The sequence below is a fragment of the Amycolatopsis solani genome (assembly GCF_033441515.1).
Classification (GTDB): domain Bacteria; phylum Actinomycetota; class Actinomycetes; order Mycobacteriales; family Pseudonocardiaceae; genus Amycolatopsis; species Amycolatopsis solani.
Genome location: NZ_JAWQJT010000001.1, coordinates 2,047,472 through 2,067,818 on the forward strand (window position 1 = coordinate 2,047,472; position 20,347 = coordinate 2,067,818).

Below are 20,347 nucleotides of genomic sequence, written 5' to 3' on the forward strand. Positions count from 1 at the left end.
ATCCGCAGAGCGACCAAACCTCCTGGTATCGGCCCTCCGCCGTCCCCGGGCGGGTGGTATTCGTCAGCTGGCGATCACGGTAGGTTGATTTTCCCGGCGAGGGCGACGCCGGGAGACCGTGGACCCCGGGGAGGTGGGCGCGAGCATGGCCTCGATCCGGTTCCGGCTGCTCGGGCCCGTTCAGCTCGTCCACGGCGACGACCCCGTCCCGATCGGCGGTCCCGGCGTGCGCGGTCTGCTCGCGATGCTCGCCCTCAAACCGGGCAAGGTCGTCGCGCTCGACGACATCATCGACGCGCTCTGGGGGCACGACCCGCCCGCGACCGTCCGGACGATCATCCACGGCAACGTCTCGCACCTGCGGCGGATCCTGCGGGAGCTCGACGGCCCCAGCATCCTCACCACCCCGCCGGGGTACCGGCTCGACGTCGACCCCGACCGGATCGACGTCCACCGCGCGCACGCCCTGCTGGACCGGGCTTCGATCGCCACGCCCGAGGTCGCGTCCGCGCTGCTCGCCGAGGCGCTCGCGCTGTGGCAGGGGCCCGCGCTCGGGGGCGTGCCCGACTCGCTGCGGGCGCCCGAGCTCGAAGACCTCCGCCTCGCCGTGCACGGGGCCCGCGTCGACGCCGATCTCGAACTCGGGCGGCACGCCGAGCTGATCGTCGAGCTCAGTCCCATCGTGCGGGCCGATCCGCTGGCCGAGCGGACGGCGGGGCAGCTGATGCGGGCGCTGTACCACGCCGGGCGCCGCGGGGACGCGCTCGAGCTGTATCGGACCGTCTCGCGCGCCACCCTCGGCAACCTGGGTGTCGAGCCCGGCGCCGAGCTGCGCTGGCTGCACGAGCGCGTCCTCAACGACGACCTACCGCCGCTTTCACGTGAAAGCGCCCACCTGGGGGCGTCGCTTTCACGTGAAAGCGACGCCGCCGCGAAGCCGATCTCGCAGTTGCCGGCCGCCGTGCCCAGTCTGGCTGGGCGCGGGGACGAGCTGGCCTGGCTCGATGGGCTCGTCACCCGCGCCGAGGCCGGGGAGAGCACGATCGCCGTGGTCACCGGGACCGCCGGCGTCGGCAAGAGCACCCTCGTCGTGTGGTGGGCGCACCGGGCGGCCCGGAAGTTCCCGGACGGCGTCCTGTTCGCGTCGCTGCGCGGCTTCGACCCGCACCACCCGCCGCTGGAGCCGGCCGAGCTGCTCACCCAGTTCCTGCTCGGCCTCGGCGTCGAAACCGCGAAGGTCCCCGAGCTGCTGCACGAGCGCGTCGCGCTGTACCGGTCGCTGATCGCCGGGCGGCGGATGCTGGTGCTGCTCGACGACGCCCGCACCGCCGAGCAGGTGCGCCCGCTGCTGCCGCCGAGCGCGCGGACGATGACCGTCGTGACCAGCCGCTCGCGCCTCGACGGGCTGACCGTGTCGAACGCCGCCAAGCAGCGCGTGCTCGGCACCCTCGCACCCGACGACGCCGTCCGGCTGATCGAGGAGCTCGCCGGTCCGGCCGACCTCAACCACGCCCTCGCGCGGCTCTGCGGCTACCTCCCGCTCGCCCTTCGGATCGCGGGCGCGCGCCTGTCGGCGAGTGCGCTGCGCACCGCCGAGGAGCTGATCGACGAGCTCGGCAACGAGCGCACCCGGCTGGCGGGCCTGCAGGTCGAGGGCGCCGAAGACGGCGTGCGCGCGGCGTTCGACGTCTCCTTCCGCGGCCTGCCCGGCGAGATCGCCGAGACGTTCCTGCAGCTCGGCGCGGTGCCCGGGGTGCTGGTCGGGCCGCACGTGATGGCCGCGGTCGCGCAGATCCCGGTCGCCGAGGCGCGACGGCGGCTGCGCGCGCTGGCCGCGCACAACCTCATCGCCGAAACCGCGCGGGACGTCTTCGTCCCGCACGACCTCGTCTGGCTCTACCTGCGGGAGCTCGCGGAGCAGGAGCTGGGTGAGAAGGAGCGCGACGAAGCGCTCGGCTGGACGGTCCGGTACTACCAGGCCGTCGCCGACCGGGCGCGGCGCCGGCTGGGCCCGGTCGCGGACCCGCTCGACTTCGCCGGGGTGCTCGGCGAGGACGCGATGCCCCCGCTGACCGGTTTCACCGAGGCGCACGACTGGTTCGCGGCCGAGTGGCCGAACCTCCTCGCCGTGCTCGACGCCGCGTTCGCCGCGGGCCGCCACGACGACGTCTGGCGGCTGGCCCGGCTCGGGCACAGCTACCGCGTCGCCTGCCCGCTGCTGGACGAGTGGACGCGGATGGCCGACCTCGGCGTCGCGGCCGCCGAAGCCGCCGGCGACGTCGCCGGCCAGTGCTGGCTGCGGCTCGCGCGGTGCGAGATCGCGCTGGTCTTCGAGCTGCCGGGGTTCGGCCTCGCGGACGCCGAGCGCGCCGCGGAACTGGCCGCCGGGCTCGCCGACGAGCGGTTGACGACCTCGGCCGACCTGACCCTCGGCCGCGCGCTCAGCCGGCTCGGCGAGCACGAGCGGGCCATCGAACGGCTGGGCAAGGCCGTCGCGGAGGCCGACGACGTCACGCTGCGCGGGCAGGCGCTCAGCAGCTGCGCGCAGGCGGAGAAGCGGGCGGGCCTGCTCGCCGAAGCCATCGCGCACCAGCTCGCCGGCCTGTGCATCGACCGCGAACTCGGCGACGACGACCGGGTCGTCGTCTCACTCGACAAGCTGGCCGACCTCAGCCTGCGGGCCGGCGACCTCGAGGCGGCCGAGCGGCACGTCTGGGAGGCGATCGACCTCGCGATCAGCCGCGAGTTCGTCGCGCGGGAGGGTGCGCTGCGGCTGACGCTGGGCCGGGTGCTGCGCGCCCGCGGCGACATCGACGGCGCGCGCGAACAACTCGCGTTGTCGGTGCGCATTTACGAGCGGGTGCACCCGAAGCTCGTCGGTGAAGTCCGTGCCGAACTCGCCGAACTGCAGTGAGGATTCGCCCGCGCTTTCGAACTGCGACAACTCGGTGTCGGCCCGGTGCATTCATGGCGATGATTCGGTTGCGAATGGGTCACGGCCGGTCTCGCGCCGTGAATCCTTAGTGGATTCTTAGTGGGCGCGGGCGGCGTCCGCGTAGGTTCGGCGGTGCCGGCAGAGCCCTAGGGGAGGGGCGCTGAGACGCCGGCGCCGGGCCCCGCGCGGGAAACCGCGACGGGGCCGGGAGCCGCCAGGAGCGGCTCGTGGCGATCCGGCCGGCCGAGGTGGGGGTGTAGGCCGGCCGGTCGCCAGGCGGGATCAGCTCACGTTCGCGGTGCACAGCGCGATGGTCGTCCCGCTGTTTTCCGCGACCTTCTTGCCATCGACCAGAATGGCGCACTTGATTTCGTTGTTGACGTTCGAATTGCGGGTGTCCGCGGTGAGCGTCAACAGGTACGAACCATTGTTGTAAGAAGCCTGGCCCTGCCACGCGTCGGTGCTGGCCGGCGCGTTTTCGGTGCGCTGGTCGCTGAGGCTGCCATAGCGCACGGTCGCGCCGCCCGCCGAGGTGACCTCGAAGACCACGGTGTGCTTGTCGCTCGCGACGGCGGGCAGGTGCAGCCCGGACTCGCCGCCGCCGAGGAACGTCGAGTACAGCAGCAGTCCCGCCGTCGACAGCAGAGCCGCGACCGAGACGACGGTGGCCGTGATCGCCACCCCGCGGTCGCCCGTGGTGCCCTTCTTGACCTGGACCAATCCGGCGATCGCGAGGATCAGCCCGAGCCCGGCCAGCGGCCAGGTGACGAATCCGATTTCCGGGACGAAGGCGACACCCAGTGCCGCCAGGCCGAGCAGCAGCCCGACGATCGCCAGGATGTTGCGCCCTGGCTTCGCGTTCGCTTGACGACGCTCCGTGGCCGTCACCGGCGGCGCGGGTCTGCCGTGGCGCGCGGTGGTCGGCGGGTACTGCGGGTCGGTCATCATGCGGGCCCCTTCGGGTGGGAGTGCGACGACGTTAACCCATAAGAGTGCCCACGAACGAAATTGTTACATTCTGGAAAAAGTCATTGTCCCACCATTTTGCGACGAGTACCGGTATTTCCTGACATCGCGCGCATGGCGTGACCGGGTGATCAATGGGAAGAATATCGGGGTTCCCACTGTTTTCGTGGTCCTTCGGCCTACGACGACCGTCGGTACCGGTGTTCAAGACGAAAGTCGCGAGCTGGACTTTTCAGTCGAAAAGGCTCACTTCGGGCGTGATTTCGAGGAGTTCGAACACCGGACGCCCGCGTCGGCCGTCGATCGTCGTCGTGCGCACGACGCGCAACCGGGCGGTCACCGGGCGGTCGAGGTTCTCCTTGATCTCGTCGAGCAGGTCCGGCGCCACCGCGCCCTGGATGGTCCCGCCGGACTCGCGGTCGAGGTAGAAGATGCGCCGCCGGGTGCGGACGCCGTCGAGCCGCCCGCGCACCGTCTCGTAGCCGACGGCTTCGCGGGACTCGCGGAGGCTGCCCTGGAGGATCCGGGCCTGCTCGGTGGTCATGCTGCGGGTGACCTGCTCGCCCGCGGTGGGGGTCAGCGCCATCCCGATGCCGGCGTTCTTCGCGACGGCGTTGACGATGTCGCTCACCGCGTTGCGGACGGTGTCGCGCTGCAGCAGCACGGCGTCGAGCGCGCCGTCGTCCGAGCCGTTGGCCGGCAGGAAGTCGCACAGTTCCTTGACGGCGCGCTCGGAAAGCGTCTCGATGCCGTCGATGATCAGCGCGTCCTCGGCCACCGGCTCGGGGAAGCCGAAGAAGATCGCGTTGCCCGCCTGGCCGCGCTGGATCAGCGGCGCCTTGTCGCGGTCGGCCTGCTGGACCTGGGTGACCTCGCCGGACGGGTTCCGGATGATGTGCCCGATCTTGGCCGTGGCGTCCTGCAGCGCGCGGCTGATGTCGGAGAAGGTGTACGCGTCGATGGTCTGCTCGCCGATGACCGACACGTGCAGCAGCGGGGAGCGCGACGTCCGCTCGAACTTGGCGTTGGCCGCCATCGCCGAGGCGCGCGCGAGGTCGTCGAGCCACGTGCCGCCGGGGATCTCGTCGGCGATGCGCCGGAACTCGTTCCTCACCAGATCATCTCCGGGTAGCCCCTGCCGCCTTCGGCCCAGACCTCGGCCCAGGTGTCCTCGTCGCCGGGGCGGCACAGGAAGCCGTCCAGCATGCCGCCGACCGGCTGCACCTGATCGAGGTACATCGCGGGCTGCCCGACGATCACGCCGCGCAGCGTGAGCAGGCCGTACAGCGCCGAGCGGCCGGCGTCGTCGAGCCGCTTCAGCGCGCCCCACTCGTCCGGGATGAGGACGACGTCGAGGCCGCGCGGCGGGTGCGCGGTGCGCGTGATGAGCTCGCCGCCGATCCACGCGCGGCCGGACGGCATGATCCGGCGGGCCACGCCGAGGTAGCTGTTGAGCGCGCTGAAGAGGATTTCGCGCTCGTTCTGGTGCGGCGCGTCGAAGACCAGCCGCTCGTAGACGTCGGCGAGATCGCCCGCGTGGCGGCCCGGCGGCAGGACCTGCTGCGCGGTCCAATGGGGGAGTGCCACGCCACTCCCTCCTCAGCCTCGCTCACAGTGCGTAGCCGAATTTACCAGGATGGGTGTCAGCCACCGCGCCCAGGCTGCTGCGGCCACCGCGGGGCGGCCTCTTCGCTCTCGGGCCAGGCCGGTTCCTCCTCGGTCGGCCAGTCCTCGGCCTCGGCCCCGCGCTGCGGCGGCAGCGGCAGGTGCCCCTCGCGGTGCCCGGCGGGCTCGGGCTCGTCGTCGGCTTCGCCGGGCTCCTTGGGCGGGCCCTGCGCCCACGCGGCGGGGATGAACTGCGTCTGCTCGGCGGCGAGCGGTTCGTCGTACCGCGGCTCGGGTTCGGGCTCGTAAGCGGCTTCGACGGCGTTGGGGGTTTCGGCGCGCTGCGGGGTCCGCAGGACGAGCCACGAGGTGAGCGCGCCGAGGGCGAAGGCGACGATCAGCCACAGCCAGATCTGCCCGAACAGCCACAACATCGGCACCACCCCTTCAGATGACCGTGATCTCGACCCGCCGGTCCTCTTCGCCGCCGCTGGCCGGCCGGGTGTCGCCGAGACCCCGGTAGGTCACGCGCTTGGTCGTGAGGCCGTTGGTGGTGAGGATCCGCGCGACGGCCCGCGCGCGGTCCCGCGACAGCTTCAGCGCGGCGCTCTCGCCGCCGGGCCCGCGGCCGACGTGGCCGGTGACGCGGTACCGGAAGGTCGCCGGTGACTTCGCGAGCGCGACGGCGATGCCGCGGGCGGCCTGTTCCCCTTCGGGCGTGAGCCGGGCGGTGTCCGGCACGAAGGTCACGGGCGCCTCGGCGAGCATCCGATCGATCTCGGCCTGCACCCCGGCCTTGTCGGTCGGCGGCGGCGCGGTGGTGGTCGTGGTGGGCGGCGGTGGGCTGCTGCCGGCCGGCGCGCTGGTGCTGCTGCTCGGCGGTGCTTCGGTCGTGCTGGGGGCCACGGGGACGACGTCGCCTTCGAACTTGGCGGCCCGGACGCCGTCGACTCGCTGGACGACCTCGAGCGCGCGGAGGGCCTGGCCAGGCGGGAACCCGTTGAGGGTGGCGTCCCGGCCGTCGAAGCTGACGTTCCCGGCGGGCAACCCGGCGGCGGCGAGCGCGGCTTGCGTCCGGGAGGTGAGGTCACGCTGGATGCTCCCGCCCTGCGCCCAGGCCACGACCCCCGCGAGCAGCGCCGTGACCAGCACCGCGATCGGGACCAAGAGGATCCAGCGACGCCGACCGGACATAAGGGGACTGTAAGCCGGGTGGAGCGGGTTGGCGAGTCGGCTGGGGAGGTCCGTCCACAAGTTGTCCCCAGGCAAGTCGACATGTGGACAACTCGGGGGTTCGTGATCGAGTGAGCACTTTCCGTCGGTGGTGGCGGAGAGCGCGCCGCCGGAAAGGTCAGGGCTCCGGCAAAGTCGGAGTCGACGCGGCGGATCGTTGCATCGGCGGGCTTGCCCGGGGCCGCTCGAGCCGGCCCGCGACGTCCTGAACGACCCGTTCACGACGCTCGGGCCACCGATCCCCGGGCACCGCCTCCCGCGCACCGAGCGGCGGCTTGCCGAAGGCGAGGTCGCGAATGACTCATTCGGGACCTCCAAAGCCGCCAATGACTCATTCGCGACCTCGCGCGAGCTGCCCACCCCGCCTGTCGGCGGTGAAGCGAGCCGGGGCCGGCGACTCTGCCGGAGCCGCCTCGCGCGCCCGGAGGCCGGGCCGGAGAACCCTCAGCTGGCCTGCTGAGCCTTGTCCGGCACCTCGAGCACGTCCAGCGGCGCCACGGGCGCCAACGGCGTCAAAGGAGCCAGCGGCGCCAGCTGTGGCCGCTTCGGCGAAAGCCCGTCCCCCATCGACTCGCCCCGCAGCTGACGGCGGATCCACGGCAGCAGGTGCACCTTCGTCCACGTCAGGTCCGAGCGCCGCGAGTCGATCCAGCGGCTCGGGGGTGCCTCCGAGGGCCACGGCTCGCGCCAGTCGCCCTCGACGGGGATGCCCAGGACCTCCGCCGACTTCAGGGCGATGCGGCGGTGGGCGTCGGGGGAGAAGTGGAGGCGGTCGTCGCTCCAGGCGCGGCGGTCGTGGAGCGGGGTCATCGCCCAGAGGTCGACCATGCGGGCGCCGTGGCGCTCGGCGATGGCCCACAGGTGGGTGTTGTAGATCGCCACCTTGCCGCGCAGGACCGACATCACCGAGAGGACCTTCGTGTCCGGGCCGTTGAACATCAGCACCGGGATGCCCGCCTCGCGCAGCTTGGCGACGCCCTCCTCCAGGCGCTCCGCCACCGCGTCCACGTCCGCGCCCGGCACGATGATGTCGTTGCCGCCCGCGCAGAGGGTGACCAGGTCGGGCTTCAGTTCCAGGGCGATCGGGAGCTGCTCGTCCATGATCTCGTCGAGCATCTTGCCCCGCAGCGACAGGTTCGCGTACCGGAAGTCGGGCCTGCCCGCCGCGAGGGTCTCCGCGAGCCGGTCGGCCCAGCCCCGGAACGAGCCGTCCGGCAAGGCGTCGTTGAGGCCCTCGGTGAAGCTGTCTCCTATGGCTACATAGCTGTCGATTCCGTACACGTGGGTCCCCTTCCCCATCCTGCGACCGACTCCCCGACATGTAGTTGTACACCACAACTAACCATCGGGGTCCTACCCCCGCGCCACCCCGGCCGTTCAGCCCGGAGTAACAGTGTCTTATCTTGTCGGCCTTCTCCGCTCCTTTATTACGCAGTCTTCACCTTCGGCATGCCGTGAAACGGCACACTCGAAGGCAAACCCGGCACCCGATGTGGCGAAGATCTCCCTGCTTGGGGCGTCCCGGGCGCTTTCCGGCAGGCTGGACACGTGTCCGGAGAACCCCGTGAGTCGCTCGCGCAGATCCTCGGCGGCCGCCGGGGCGCGCTCGACGCCAGTGTCCCGCCCGCCGGCTTCGTCGTCGGCTGGCTCGTGGCCGGGCAGTCCGTCGCCTGGGGTGCCGGGGTCGCCATCGCGGTCGCCGTCGCACTCGGGGCCTACCGGGTCGCCCGGGGCGGCAAGGTCCGCGCGCTCGTGGTCAGCCTGGCCGCCGTCGTCGCGGCCGCGCTGATCGCGCTGCACACCGGCCGCGCGCAGGACTTCTTCCTGCTCCAGCTGATGTCCAATGTGGCCAGCGCGCTGCTGTGGGCGGCCAGCATCGTCGTGCGCTGGCCGCTGCTCGGCGTCGTCGTCGGGCTGCTGCTCGGGCAGAAGGCGCGCTGGCGGCGGGACGCCGTGCTGCTGAAGGCCTACTCGCGGGCCAGCTGGGTGTGGGTGCTGCAGTACGTGCTGCGCGTGGTCGTCTACGGCCTGCTGTGGTGGGCCGGCCAGGTCATCGCGCTCGGCGTGGCCCGCACGGTGCTGTCGTGGCCGCTGGTCGCGCTGACCGTCGCGGTGAGCGGCTGGGTGCTCTACCGCGCGTTGCCGCCGGAGCACCCCGGCCTGCGCCTGGCGCCGGAGACCAGCTCGGACGACGTACCCGGGGCATAAGGCGGCCCCCGGCGAGGGGGGAGGGTCCGGGGGCCACTGCCTACGTTACCCGGACTACCCGGGTTCAGTCGACGTTTTCGCGGTTTCGCGCCGCGTTTTGCTCAATCTCCGCGCGCCACGGGCCTCGGCGCCCCCTCGCCGAAGGCGTCCACAGCGGCCAGCCAGGCCGCACCGAGCACGCCATCGCAGCTGGTCAGCACCTCGAGGCCGGACAATCCACGGCGGACGAGCGCGCCGACCGGGCTGTCCCCGGTGAGCACCGAGCCGACGAGCACGACCGGCGTCGACTCGCCGGGCTCGCGCGCCGCGAGGGCGTTCGCGACGAGCAGCTCGGCCGCGCGGCCGACGATCTCCCGGGCCGCGGGCTCGCCGCCGGCGTGCGCCGCGCTCACCAGCGGGGCGAAGCGGGCGAGCCGCACCGGCGCCTCGGCGTTGGCGGCCGTGATGAGCGCGCGCGACGCGGCGAGCCGCCCGGCGTCGGTCCGGACGTCCACTCCGGACGGTCCGAGCGCGGCGGCGAGCACCGCCGACGGCAGTCCCGCCAAGGGCAGGCCGCGGCCGAGAGCCTCCAAAGTGGAACGGACGGCTTCGCGGCCGAGCCAGAACGCCGACCCCTCGTCGCCGAGCAGCCAGCCGTAGCCGCCCGCGGTCCCGGCCAGCCGCCGCTTGCGGATCCGGCCCGCGATCGAGCCGGTGCCGGCGACGAGCACGGTCCCGTCCGGCGCGGCCGTCGCGGACGCGTACGCCACTTCGGCGTCAGCCACGGTCCGGACCACGCCGGCGAGCCCGATCCGCGCCCACGCGGCTTCGAACACCGCCGCCACCGCCGGATCGCTCAGCTTGCTGACCCCGGCCATGCCGACGACGCACGCCCGCACGCCGGCGGGGTCGCGGTCGCCGAGTGCCGCGGTGATCGCGCCGGTGATCCGGCCCGCGGCGACCTCAGGCGCGTGCGCGTTGGGGTTGGCGCCTTCGCCGCGCCCGGTGCCGAGCACGACGCCGGCGGCGTCGACCAGTGCGGCCCTGGTCGACGTGCCGCCGGCGTCGACGCCGATCGCGGAGGTCACCGGGTCTTGGTCACCTTGAGCAGGCCGCGCGGGTTGTCCGGGTCGCCGCCGCGGGCCAGCGACAGGCCCAGCGCGATCTGCTGGACGGGCAGGATCTCCAGGATCGGCGCCAGCTCCTCGACGGTCTGCGGGACGTCGATCCGCAGCGCCGCGGGGGTGTCCGCGGACGCCGAACCGACCGCGACGACGTCCGCGCCGCGCTTGCCGACGGCGTCGATGACGTCGCGCATGGCTTCCGCGCCGTGCCCGGCGCTGGTCAACGCCAGCACCGCCGTCTGGTCGTCGACCGCCGCCACCGGACCGTGCAGCAGGTCCGCGCCGCTGTACGCGCGCGCCGCGAGGTAGCTCGTCTCGGCGAGCTTGAGCGACGCCTCCAGCGCGGTCGCGTAGGAGTAGCCGCGGGCGGCGGTGAGCACCCGGTTCACGAACCGGTACCGGTCGACCGCCCGCTGGACGCCCTCGGTGGAGCCGTCGAGGGTCTGCTGCGCCAGCTCGCCGATCTTCTCGGCGTCGGCCGCCTTGCCGCCGCGCACCGCGTCGACGAGCAGGTAGAGCGCCATCAGCGTCGCGGAGTACGTCTTGGTCGCCGCAACGGCCTGTTCGACGCCCGCGCCGATGTCGATGCCGAGCTCGGACGCCGCCCGCAGCGGCGAGTCCGGGGTGTTGGTCACGGAAACGGTCAGCGCGCCCTGGCGCCGCGCCGTTTCGGTGACCTCGATCAGGTCAGGCGAGCCACCGCTCTGGCTGACGGTGACGAACAGCACGTCCCGCAGATCGGGTCGTGCGCCGTACAGCGTCGCCGTGGACGGGGAAACCAGACCGGCCGGAAGGCCGAGGAGTACCTCGATCAGGTACTTCGCGTACAACGCTGCGTGGTCGCTCGATCCACGCGCCGCGAGCAAAGCGAAGCGCGGGGGCCGTTGTGAGATCTTTTCCGCCACTTCGGCGATTTCCGCCTGACGCTGCACCAGTCCCGCCAAGACGTCCGGCTGCTGGGCGATCTCCGCGGCCATGTGCTCGCCGGGCCGTTGTTGGGTCATCATTTTCCTCTCCACCTCCGGCATTATGTACCGGACTCAGGCGGCGTCGGTCAGGTCTAGACCAATGTTAGTGGGGCGGGCCGTCGGTGGAAAAGGGTACGTTTCATACGGGGACGTGGCGTGTGATGAGGGAAGGCATAGGGAGTCGGGCATGTTGGAGACCACCACCACGGGCGAGGCGGGCGCCGTCGCCGGGATGCGCGGGCAGCGCGAGCCCAAGTATTGGGCGTTGAAACAGCACCTCCTCGATCTTTTGGACGTCCTCCCGCCGGGGTCGCCGATCCCGACCGAACGCGCGCTCGCGGGGGAGTTCACCGTCTCCCGCACCACCGTGCGGCAGGCGCTGGCGGACCTGACCGCCGAGGGGCGCCTGCACCGGGTGCAGGGAAAAGGCACCTTCGCGGCCGAGCCGAAGCTCGCGCAGCGGCTGCAGTTGTCGTCGTACACCGAGGACATGCGCAAGCAGGGCCTGAAGCCGTCGTCGAAGCTTTTGGAAGTCGAGGAACTGCCGGTCGAGGGTGACCTCGCGAAGCTGCTCGGAATCCGGACGGGTGCGAAAATTCTTCGCCTTCGACGTCTTCGACTCGCGGACTCCCAGCCGATGGCGCTGGAGACGACGCACCTCCCGCTCGGCCGTTTCCGCGGGCTGCGCAAGCACGTCTCGCAGGGCGGCTCGTTGTACGCCGTTCTACGCGAGCACTACGGGGTCGAACTCGAGCGCGCCGAAGAGACGATCGAGACGTCGCTCGCCGGACCGCAGGAAGCGGAAATGCTCGGCGCCGACGTCGGCATGCCGGTGCTGATGCTGACCCGGCACTCGTTCGCCACGGACGGCAAGCCGGTCGAATTCGCCCGCTCCGTGTACCGCGGCGACCGCTACAAGTTCGTCACGACGCTGCTGCCGTAAGCGCGCGGTTGACGGCGGTCCCCGGTCAGGGTGGAGTGAGAACCTTATTCTGGTTAGGTCGGCGCGACGGGCCGCAGCTCGGCTGCCTGCGGTGACTGTTGCGCCGACCGACGGCTGAATAAGGTTCTCAGGGTGACTGCCACCGAAGACACCGGGATCCGGTGGGGGACGCACGCCGCGCGCGGCGTCCTCGCCACCACCATCCTCGGGTCGGGCATGGCGATGCTCGACGGCACCATCGTCAACGTCGCCCTGCCCCGCATCGGAACCGAGCTCAACGCCTCCGTCGCCGGTCTCCAGTGGATCCTCGACGGGTACCTGCTGGCGCTCGCCGCGCTGATCCTCGTCGCCGGATCGCTCGGCGACCGCTACGGCAGGCGCCGCACGTACCTCGTCGGCGTCGTCTGGTTCGGCGTCGCCTCCGGGCTGTGCGCCGCGGCGCAGTCCACCGAGATGCTCGTCGCGACCCGGATCCTGCAGGGCATCGGCGGCGCGCTGCTGACGCCGGGGTCGCTGGCGATCCTCCAGGCGTCCTTCGCGCACGACGCCCGCGCCCGCGCGATCGGCGCCTGGTCCGGGCTCGGCGGCATCGCGGCGGCCGCCGGGCCGCTGCTCGGCGGGTTCCTCGTGCAGGTCTGGTCGTGGCGGCTGGCGTTCCTGATCAACGTGCCGATCGCCGTCGCTGTGGTTCTCATGGCGCGGAAGTTCGTCCCCGAATCCCGCGACCCGGAGGCCACGGGACACCCCGACTTCGGGGCGGCCGCGCTCGGCGCCGTCGGCCTCGCCGGCGTCACCGGCGCGCTGGTGGAGGCGCCGGGGCGCGGCATCGGCGACCCGATCGTGCTGGTCGCGGGCCTGCTCGGGATCGCCGGGCTGGCCGCGTTCGTCCTCGTCCAGCACCGCTCGGCCGAGCCGCTCGTGCCGCCGTCGCTGTTCCGCGACCGGACGTTCACGCTCTCGAACGCGCTGACGTTCGTCGTCTACGCCGCGCTCGGCGGGGTGATGATGCTGCTGGTCATGCAGCTGCAGGTGTCGCTCGGGTACTCGCCGACCGCGGCCGGGCTGGCGGGGCTGCCGCTGACGGTCATCATGCTGCTGCTTTCGGGGCGTTCCGGCGCGCTCGCGCAGCGCATCGGCCCGCGCACGCAGCTCGTCGTCGGCCCGATCGTCGTCGGCGCGGGGATGCTGCTGATGCTGCGCATCGCGCCCGGCGCGTCCTACTTCGGCGCGGTGCTGCCCGCGGTCGCGGTGTTCGGGCTCGGCCTGGCGACGGTCGTGGCCCCGGTGACCGCGACGGTGCTCGCCGCGGCCCCGGACCGCTTCGCCGGCGTCGCGTCCGGCGTCAACAACGCGATCGCCCGCTCGGGCGGGCTCCTGGCGGTGGCGGTGCTGCCCGCCGCGGCGGGGCTGACCGGCGAGGCGTACGCGGACCCGGTGGCGCTGACCGCGGGCTGGCGGATGGCGCTGGTCATCTGCGCCGCGCTGGCCATCGCGGGCGGGCTGATCGCGCTGGGCATCCACAACGGCGTCCTCGAACCCCCTTCGACGGCCAAGCCGGCCGACGACGAGTGCCCCCACCTGGGCGAGTGCTACCACTGCGGCGTCGAGGGCCCGCCGACCCACGTCCGCGGCGGCGGGACCCCGGTCGCCGGCTCCTGACCCGGAGCGCCCCAATGTGGCGTTCGGTGCGTCCAGCGCACCCAATGTGGCGTTCGGTGCGTCTGACGCAACCAACGCCACATTGGGGTTGTTTCATCGTGGTTGTGGCTGGTCGGGGCGGTGAGAGCGAGCCAATCAGGTTGTGCCGGGAGGAAGTGACGCCGGGACCGGCGTGGTGACCCCGGACATAGGTGAAGCCCTCGGCACGATCGAGATGTGAGTCAACAACCCGCCGAGGGCTTCGAACCCATTTCTTACCAGGTCACCCTCCCGCTCTCATCCTCGACCCTGCAGATGGTCGCCGGGCTGATCCGTTCCCACCGGTGCCGGTTGCGGTCCCGCTGGCGCAAAGCCACCCCGGCCGAGCAGGCCCTGGTCGTGCTGGCGGTGCTGCGCCACGACCCGCGCCTGGCTCATCTCGGGGCCGGTATGGGCGTGTCGGCATCCACGGTCCGGCGGTGGGTGCTGGAGGTCATCGCCTTGCTCGCCGCCCGCGCGGCACGCCTGAACCGTGTCCTGCGCCGCCTGGCCGCCCAGGGCGCGGCGGTGGTGTTGGTGGACGGCACCTTGATCCGGACCCGTCGCCGCACCGGCCGAGCGAACCGGGTCAACTACAGCGGCAAACACAAACAGCACGGCCTGGTCGTACTGGCCCTGACCGACGAGGACGGCCGGTTGTTGTGGGTATCGGCGGCGGTGCCGGGCAAGACCGCCGATATCACCGCTGCTCGCCGGCTGCGGATCCGGGAACACCTGCATGCCCACGACCTGACCCCGGCCGGGGACAAGGGCATTCAGGGCTGGCACAAAGACGTCCGCACCACCAAGCACTGTGGTGTCTGCGAGGGGGCGTGTGGGCAGGTGGTGCTGACTCCGTATAAGGCTGAAGCGAAGCGGCCGTTGAGCAAGGCGCAGAAGCAGGCGAATGCGGTGTTCGCGGCAATGCGGTGCGCGGTGGAGGGCGGCTTCGCCGCCCTCAAAGCCTGGCGGGTCCTGGACAAACTCCGCCTGGCACCCCGTCATGCCACGACGTTGCTGCGGGCTCTGCTCGTGCTGACCCAGCACGAGCAGAGCGTCCGCGACGGTGCCCTGCCTGATCCCGCGTGAGCTTTACCAGACCCGGTCAACCCATCGTGACCAGCACAAACCAGGATGAAACAACCCCATTGGGGCGCTTGGGGCCGGGGTCAGCCCGCGAGGATCTCCGCGAACATCGCCGGGTCCGCGTTGCCGCCGGAGACGAGGACGACCGTCTTCCCGGCCGGCAGCTCTTCGGCGTGGAAGAGGTACGCCGCCGTCGTCGCCGCGCCGCTGGGCTCGGCGACCAGGCGGGCCTGGCGGGCCAGGACGCGCACGGCCTCGCGGATCTCGTCCTCGGTGACCGTGACCATCGCGTCGACGACCTCCCGCAGGTGCGCGAACGTCAGCTCGGACGGCTGCGCGCGCAGGCCGTCGGCGATCGTGCGGGCGCGGTCGGCCTGCGGCCAGCGGATCAGCTCGCCGCGTTGCAGGCTCTCGGCGGCGTCGGCGGCCAGCGCCGGCTCGACGCCGATCACCCGCGCGTGCGGGCAGCGGGCCCTGATCGCGGTGCCGACGCCGGCCGCCAGCCCGCCGCCGCTGATCGGGACCAGCACGACGTCGACCGCCGGCAGGTCTTCGGCGATCTCCAGGCCCGCGGTGCCCTGCCCGGCGATGACGGCCGCGTCGTCGAAGGGCGGGACGAGGGTCAGCCCGCGTTCGGCGGCCAGTTCACGCGCTTTCGCCTCGTGCTCGCCGATCGGCACCTCGATCACCTCGGCGCCGTACGCGCGGGTGGCCTCGACCTTGATCCGCGGCGCGACGTCCGGCACGACGATCACCGCGGGCACGCCGTAGCGCTGCGCCGCGTACGCGACTGCCTGCGCGTGGTTGCCGCTCGAGTACGCGATGACACCGCGTTCGCGCGCGGCGTCGTCGAGTGAGGCGATCGCGTTGAACGCGCCGCGCACCTTGAACGCGCCGATCGGTTGCAGGCTTTCAGGTTTGAGCCACAGGGTCCCGCGGGGACCCCACGTCTGCGCCAGCAAGGGCGTGCGCACGGCGACACCTTCGACGCGCTTCGCGGCGGCCTCGATGTCGGAGATCGTCACCAGTTCCATGTGCCGAGTATGTCAAGAAACCGTTCGGCTTGGAGTGTCTAATGTGGACAGACAGAGTGGTGCTCCTCACGCCGCGGCAACGCGGGGAGTTCCTCGCGCGCCCTAACCGTTGGACAAGGGGAGAAGACGGACTACGCGGATCGGGATCATGAGCAAGGAGACGACAGCGGCTTCGGAGAAGACGGAGGAAAAGTCGGGCCTGCGGATCGCGCAGGTGGCGGCGGCGGCGCTCGCGGCGGTGACCGCGGCACTGCTGGGCTCGACGCTCGGCGTGGCGGGCACGGTGGTCGGCGCGGGCGTGGCGAGCGTGGTTTCGACGGTCGGCGGCGAGCTGTACCTGCGTTCGCTGCAGCGCACCCGCGAAGCGGCGCTCAAGGCCCGCGTGCTGGCGACGTCGGGGATCCGGCGGCGGGGACCCGCCGAACCGGGGGAGATCCCGATCGCCGAACAGCCCACGGTGCAGCTGCCGAAACCCGCGGAAGACGGGCCGTCGCGGCTGCGGAAACTGCGGTGGCCGTTGATCATCGGCACCAGCCTGGCGGCGTTCGCGGTGGCGATCGTGGTGATCGTCGGCTTCGAATCGGCGACGGGCACCCAGATCGGCGGCGGCACGGGCACGAGCATCGGCAAGATCTTCGGCGGCGGAGGCGGGCACACCGACCCGACGCCGTCGACGACGCCCACCACCAGCACGGACGACACCCAGGTGTCCCCGACGGAGACGACCACGACCCCGTCGGACACGTCGACGTCCCCGACGACGTCGTCGGAGACCCCGACGACCACGCCGAGCACGTCGACGCAGCAGCCGTCGACCTCGGCCCCGGCGACGACGACCCCACCCACCAGCAAGGGCGCGGCGACCACCCCGACCCCGTGAACTCCTCGCGCCCTTCAGGCGGGGGAGGGCGGCCGCTCGACCATGAGCTGTGCCGTCTCCGTCGAGGGCGCTTGTGCTGCGGGCGCGAGCCACGCAGTGGTGATCGTTGCGATCGCCGTCACCACCACACCGGCCAGCATCAACCGGTGTGGTGGCTTGGGGCGTTCGGGGATCTCGACGAGCGCGCGCCCGATGATGACGACCTGGTTGCCCGCCGGCCGGCGGACCGGCGTGACCGGTTCGCGCTGCTCGCCGACGGGTTCGCCGGTGAGCTGGTGCTGGTGGGCCGCGGTTTGCGTGAACGGCGATCCGCGCTCGGCGAGCCACTTGTTCACGATGTCGAGCCGGGTCAGCAGGGCGTCGTGCTTCGCGGTCGGTTCCTTGACCACCGACTGTGCGCGTCGGGTGAACTCTTCGTGGTCGAGGTCGCCCGGCGGCAGCCCGAACCACGTCCACGCCAGTTCGACCGCGCGCCGGTAGTCGGCCAGGGTCAGGTCGCGCAGCGTGGCGGCGTGGTTGGTCAGGACTTCCGCCGCCGCCAGCGCGTTGTGCGCGGCCTCGCGTTCACCTGAGATCCGGTCCCGCGCCCGCTTGAACCGCGCTTCGATCGCGTCGATCGCTTCACCTTCGATCCGCAACCGGTCACCGAGGAGGTTTCCCCGGCAGTACAGGCGCGCCATCTGGACCACGACGCACCCCAGGATCAGCCCGATCGCGATGCCGAAGAGGGTGGCCTCGTAGAAGGGCAAATCGGCCTGGCGGCCCAGCCACGCGACCCGGACGCCACCGATCAGGGCCACGAGGGCGGCCACCCCGACCAAGATGTTGTAAGCCTGCGAGTACTGCTGGTCGGCCTCGGCGATGTCGTCGGTGCTGGGCGCGGCCTCATCGCCGAGGAGGCGCCTGCTCGTGAGGGGCCGGTTGTGATCGCCCGCGGCACTGCGGCGGTCCACGCTCTGGCGTTCGGCGTTCACGAACGTGCGTGCCGCCCATTCGATGGCCAGCACCTGGAGGGCCACCATGCCGGCGCCGATCGCCCAGCGGAAGGTGTTGTCGGCGCTGCCTTCGAACGACAGGTTGAGCAGCGGCTTCCAAAGCAGGAGCGCGTCCATCGCGCCCAGCAGCGCCGCGGCGATCAGGCGCCAGCTCTTTTCCCAGCCGTGCTGGGTGTGCCGTGCGTCGCCTTCGGAGCTCCGCTGGCGAGCCAGCGCCTCGTCCCGCTGGTGGATGGCCTGGATCCGCCAGCCGTTGAGCTTCTCGCCGTCCGGCCCGGTGACGGTTTCGTGCATGATCCCGCCGGCGTACTCGATGACGTCGACTGCTTCTGCGACGTGCTTCGCCGCCTCGACCTCTTGCGCCGCCGCGCGGTCGTCGGAGCGAGCCGAATAGTCGAGCGCCACCGCCTGACAGGTGGCCGCGGCGTTGTGGACGGCGCTGGCGGCCGCGTCGGCCAGCGGGCGGTCGTGGTCGGGCTTGCCGGTGTCCGGATCGATGACGCTGAGATAGGTCTCGACGGCCGCCGACCACACGCCTTCATCGGCTATCCCCAGCGCGATGACCGCCGGGCGGGGGAGGTCTTTTTCGCGGAAGGTGCCTTTCGGCAGGCCGGGGTACGGCTCCAGTTCGAGATCAGGGGTTTCGGTCACTGTTCTCCGTTCAGGGACGTTCGGTCAGCTCGATGACGACGACGCGTTGCGCCGGCGATCGGAGGTCGTTGCTTCCGGGTGCGAGCCGGTCGAAGCCGGAGCCGGCCGTATCGATGTCGCCGTCCGGGACACCCTGCTCACGCAGCAGTGCGGCGATCGCTTCCGCTCGCTCGGCCGATTTGACTCGGGCTCCGTCGGCGTTCCCGTACTTCGCGCAATAGCCGGTGACGGTGATCCTGCTCCGGCCGTTCTTGGCGCGGTATTGCCGGGCGACTTCGGTGGCCGCGGCCGTGGCGGCGGACCGGTCGATCAATTCCGCGCTGTCGGGCTCGAAGGCCGCATTGTCGATCCGGGGCGGTCCGGGGGTGACGGCCTGCGGTGGCGGCGCGGCCGCCGCGATCACCGGCACCCGGGAGCTGTCCCGCCATGGCGGTGCCGTTCCGCTGTCGTGGAACAGGCCGTCAACGTGGGCGCCGAGCCGGTCGGCGAGTTCGGTGATGAACTTGGTGCGCCACGACTCGGCTCTGAGGTCGAGTGGGCGTTGTTCGTCGCCGACCGGCGTGAGGAGCACGACGTGGAGGTCGACGTCGTGGAGATCGAGCTCCTTGAGCGGGGTCTTCATCAACTCGTCCACGGCCTGCGCCGGTTCGGCACCCGCGCTCAGCGCGGCGATCGTGAGCGGATCGGTCGAGCCCGTCAGGACCGTGGTGCTCAGCCACGCCTCCACGTGCCCGGCGCGCTCGACCTCGTTCGCGGCGGCTCTCAAGGCGGCGTAGAGGGAAAAGCCGGTTCTGCTGACGGCGGCCTTTTCGATGCGCCCGTTTACGTCCTTGAGAATCCGGTCGACGTTGGCCGCCTGCTGACCGGCGTCGCCGACCTTCCCGTTGCCCCGGTCGAGATCGAGCGCTTCGGCGTCCGCAACGGGAATCGCCTGCTCACCGACGGCGTAGGTGCTGAACCGCACGCCGGCTTCCGCGCCCGCTGCCCGGACGCGGCTGCGCAGCGCCCGTGGAATTGCTCCCGGAGAGTGGGTCGTCTTTTCTGCGATCCACACGATGTCCGTGCTCGAAGTCGACGGTCTGCACTGGCTGAGAACGACCAGAAGAGTGATGAAAGCGAGCGCCACTCCCAACGCGCCGAGCATGATGCGCGTGCTTTTCGTAATCGGCCGCCGGGGTGGTGGCCCGCTTTCTTCGATGTTGCGGTACATTTGCGTGAATCCTCCATGCGAAACCCCGGGTTCAGGTCGCGGGGTTCCGCACGAAGGTCGCTGTTCAGTGGAACGCTGTTACTCCTCGCGGTGAGCAATTGGCCCGATCGGGTAGTTCCCAGACGATTCGGGTGAAGATTCCGTTTCGGGGGTAACAAGCTCCACAGAGGATTCGAAGCCGGCGCGTCAGGGCAGGCGGGCCCGCAGTTCGCGGGCCGCCGCGGTGGGGTCCTCCGCCTCGGTGATCGCGCGGACCACGACGATGCGGGACGCGCCCGCGTCCAGCACCGAAGGCAGGCGGGCGTCGTCGATGCCGCCGATCGCGAACCACGGGCGTTCCGGGGCCCAGCCGGCCACCGCACGCACCAGGTCCAGGCCTGGTGCGTGGCGGCCCGGCTTGGTCGGGGTCGGCCAGCACGGGCCCGTGCAGAAGTAGTCCACCCCGGGCTCCGACGCGGCCGACAGCGCCTGGTCGAGGGAGTGGGTCGAGCGGCCGATCACGACGTCGTCGCCGAGGATGCGGCGGGCCAGCGGGACCGGGATGTCGTCCTGGCCCAGGTGGAGGACGTCCGCGCCGACCGCGAGCGCCACGTCCGCCCGGTCGTTCACCGACAGCAGCGCTCCGTGGCGGGCGCACGCCTCGGCCAGCACCTCCAGCGCCGCGATCTCGGCCGCGGCCTCCAACGGAGAGCCGCCCGTCTTGTCGCGCAACTGGATCACGTCGACGCCGCCGGCCAGCGCCGCGTCGGCGAAGGCGGCCAGGTCGCCGCGGGCAGTGCGGGCGTCCGTGCACAGGTACAGGCGCGCGGCGTCGAGCCGGGCGCGGATCTTGTCACCGGAGAGGGCGGGCATA

At 71.7% G+C, this 20,347-nt stretch carries 18 protein-coding genes; 6 read left to right on the forward strand and 12 right to left on the reverse strand.

Going from position 1 to position 20,347, the window contains the following annotated elements:
* Positions 1 to 145 precede the first annotated feature (145 nt).
* Complete coding sequence (locus SD460_RS10235; protein WP_318306100.1) at positions 146 to 2,914, forward strand: AfsR/SARP family transcriptional regulator; 2,769 nt, start codon at positions 146 to 148, stop codon at positions 2,912 to 2,914.
* A 303-nt stretch (positions 2,915 to 3,217) separates the two neighbouring features.
* Here SD460_RS10235 and SD460_RS10240 read toward each other — a convergent pair whose 3' ends face one another.
* From SD460_RS10240 to SD460_RS10265, 6 genes are all read right to left on the reverse strand, one after another.
* Positions 3,218 to 3,883, reverse strand: a complete 666-nt coding sequence (locus SD460_RS10240; RefSeq protein WP_290054074.1) for a DUF4190 domain-containing protein — start codon at positions 3,881 to 3,883, stop codon at positions 3,218 to 3,220.
* Positions 3,884 to 4,133: 250 nt separating this feature from the next.
* A complete protein-coding gene (locus SD460_RS10245; protein WP_318306101.1) occupies positions 4,134 to 5,015 on the reverse strand; it encodes a hypothetical protein in 882 nt (293 codons plus the stop codon).
* Positions 5,012 to 5,488: a DUF6932 family protein gene (locus SD460_RS10250; RefSeq protein ID WP_318306102.1), complete on the reverse strand. Its 477-nt coding sequence runs from the start codon at positions 5,486 to 5,488 to the stop codon at positions 5,012 to 5,014. The genes SD460_RS10245 and SD460_RS10250 overlap by 4 nt, the downstream gene beginning before the upstream one ends.
* 56 nt (positions 5,489 to 5,544) lie before the next feature.
* A complete protein-coding gene (locus tag SD460_RS10255) occupies positions 5,545 to 5,940 on the reverse strand; it encodes a hypothetical protein (RefSeq protein WP_290054070.1) in 396 nt (131 codons plus the stop codon).
* Positions 5,941 to 5,953: 13 nt separating this feature from the next.
* Positions 5,954 to 6,700, reverse strand: a complete 747-nt coding sequence (locus SD460_RS10260) for an OmpA family protein (RefSeq protein ID WP_290054068.1) — start codon at positions 6,698 to 6,700, stop codon at positions 5,954 to 5,956.
* A gap of 483 nt (positions 6,701 to 7,183) precedes the next feature.
* Complete coding sequence (locus SD460_RS10265; RefSeq protein ID WP_290054067.1) at positions 7,184 to 8,020, reverse strand: SGNH/GDSL hydrolase family protein; 837 nt, start codon at positions 8,018 to 8,020, stop codon at positions 7,184 to 7,186.
* A gap of 267 nt (positions 8,021 to 8,287) precedes the next feature.
* Here SD460_RS10265 and SD460_RS10270 point away from each other — a divergent pair, with 267 nt between their 5' ends.
* A complete protein-coding gene (locus SD460_RS10270; protein WP_290054065.1) occupies positions 8,288 to 8,947 on the forward strand; it encodes a DUF3159 domain-containing protein in 660 nt (219 codons plus the stop codon).
* Positions 8,948 to 9,048: 101 nt separating this feature from the next.
* On the opposite strand, the gene SD460_RS10275 is transcribed toward SD460_RS10270, so the two are convergent.
* Positions 9,049 to 10,014: an N-acetylglucosamine kinase gene (locus SD460_RS10275; RefSeq protein ID WP_318306103.1), complete on the reverse strand. Its 966-nt coding sequence runs from the start codon at positions 10,012 to 10,014 to the stop codon at positions 9,049 to 9,051.
* Positions 10,011 to 11,057, reverse strand: a complete 1,047-nt coding sequence (locus SD460_RS10280; protein ID WP_290062768.1) for an SIS domain-containing protein — start codon at positions 11,055 to 11,057, stop codon at positions 10,011 to 10,013. The genes SD460_RS10275 and SD460_RS10280 overlap by 4 nt, the downstream gene beginning before the upstream one ends.
* A 148-nt stretch (positions 11,058 to 11,205) precedes the next feature.
* Here SD460_RS10280 and SD460_RS10285 point away from each other — a divergent pair, with 148 nt between their 5' ends.
* The 3 genes from SD460_RS10285 to SD460_RS10295 all read left to right on the forward strand — a co-directional run bounded on the left by SD460_RS10285 (position 11,206) and on the right by SD460_RS10295 (position 14,727).
* Positions 11,206 to 11,961, forward strand: a complete 756-nt coding sequence (locus tag SD460_RS10285) for a GntR family transcriptional regulator (RefSeq protein ID WP_290062766.1) — start codon at positions 11,206 to 11,208, stop codon at positions 11,959 to 11,961.
* 132 nt (positions 11,962 to 12,093) lie between these two features.
* Complete coding sequence (locus SD460_RS10290; protein WP_318306104.1) at positions 12,094 to 13,620, forward strand: MFS transporter; 1,527 nt, start codon at positions 12,094 to 12,096, stop codon at positions 13,618 to 13,620.
* A gap of 216 nt (positions 13,621 to 13,836) precedes the next feature.
* Positions 13,837 to 14,727 carry a transposase family protein gene (locus SD460_RS10295; RefSeq protein ID WP_318306105.1) on the forward strand — a complete coding sequence of 297 codons (891 nt, stop codon included), beginning with the start codon at positions 13,837 to 13,839 and terminating at the stop codon, positions 14,725 to 14,727.
* 80 nt (positions 14,728 to 14,807) lie between these two features.
* Here SD460_RS10295 and SD460_RS10300 read toward each other — a convergent pair whose 3' ends face one another.
* Positions 14,808 to 15,758: a threonine ammonia-lyase gene (locus SD460_RS10300; RefSeq protein ID WP_290056792.1), complete on the reverse strand. Its 951-nt coding sequence runs from the start codon at positions 15,756 to 15,758 to the stop codon at positions 14,808 to 14,810.
* Positions 15,759 to 15,906: 148 nt separating this feature from the next.
* Between SD460_RS10300 and SD460_RS10305 the strand changes: the two genes are divergently transcribed.
* Positions 15,907 to 16,638: a hypothetical protein gene (locus tag SD460_RS10305; protein ID WP_290056793.1), complete on the forward strand. Its 732-nt coding sequence runs from the start codon at positions 15,907 to 15,909 to the stop codon at positions 16,636 to 16,638.
* Positions 16,639 to 16,652: 14 nt separating this feature from the next.
* On the opposite strand, the gene SD460_RS10310 is transcribed toward SD460_RS10305, so the two are convergent.
* The 3 genes from SD460_RS10310 to thiE all read right to left on the reverse strand — a co-directional run bounded on the left by SD460_RS10310 (position 16,653) and on the right by thiE (position 20,346).
* The gene (locus SD460_RS10310) at positions 16,653 to 18,284 is read right to left on the reverse strand and encodes a hypothetical protein (RefSeq protein WP_290056795.1); all 1,632 of its coding nucleotides are present in this window, start codon (positions 18,282 to 18,284) and stop codon (positions 16,653 to 16,655) included.
* Between the two features lie 10 nt (positions 18,285 to 18,294).
* A complete protein-coding gene (locus SD460_RS10315; protein WP_290056796.1) occupies positions 18,295 to 19,494 on the reverse strand; it encodes an OmpA family protein in 1,200 nt (399 codons plus the stop codon).
* 186 nt (positions 19,495 to 19,680) lie between these two features.
* Positions 19,681 to 20,346: a thiamine phosphate synthase gene (gene thiE, locus SD460_RS10320; RefSeq protein ID WP_318306106.1), complete on the reverse strand. Its 666-nt coding sequence runs from the start codon at positions 20,344 to 20,346 to the stop codon at positions 19,681 to 19,683.
* Position 20,347: the final 1 nt, after the last annotated feature.

Coding starts and splice junctions, on each gene's coding strand:
- SD460_RS10235 (WP_318306100.1), top strand. CDS start 146: ATGGCCTCGATCCGGTTCCGGCTGCTCGGGCCCGTTCAGCTCGTCCAC.
- SD460_RS10240 (WP_290054074.1), bottom strand. CDS start 3,883: ATGATGACCGACCCGCAGTACCCGCCGACCACCGCGCGCCACGGCAGA.
- SD460_RS10255 (WP_290054070.1), bottom strand. CDS start 5,940: ATGTTGTGGCTGTTCGGGCAGATCTGGCTGTGGCTGATCGTCGCCTTC.
- SD460_RS10260 (WP_290054068.1), bottom strand. CDS start 6,700: ATGTCCGGTCGGCGTCGCTGGATCCTCTTGGTCCCGATCGCGGTGCTG.
- SD460_RS10280 (WP_290062768.1), bottom strand. CDS start 11,057: ATGATGACCCAACAACGGCCCGGCGAGCACATGGCCGCGGAGATCGCC.
- SD460_RS10285 (WP_290062766.1), top strand. CDS start 11,206: ATGTTGGAGACCACCACCACGGGCGAGGCGGGCGCCGTCGCCGGGATG.
- SD460_RS10300 (WP_290056792.1), bottom strand. CDS start 15,758: ATGGAACTGGTGACGATCTCCGACATCGAGGCCGCCGCGAAGCGCGTC.
- SD460_RS10305 (WP_290056793.1), top strand. CDS start 15,907: ATGAGCAAGGAGACGACAGCGGCTTCGGAGAAGACGGAGGAAAAGTCG.
- SD460_RS10315 (WP_290056796.1), bottom strand. CDS start 19,494: ATGTACCGCAACATCGAAGAAAGCGGGCCACCACCCCGGCGGCCGATT.
- thiE (WP_318306106.1), bottom strand. CDS start 20,346: ATGCCCGCCCTCTCCGGTGACAAGATCCGCGCCCGGCTCGACGCCGCG.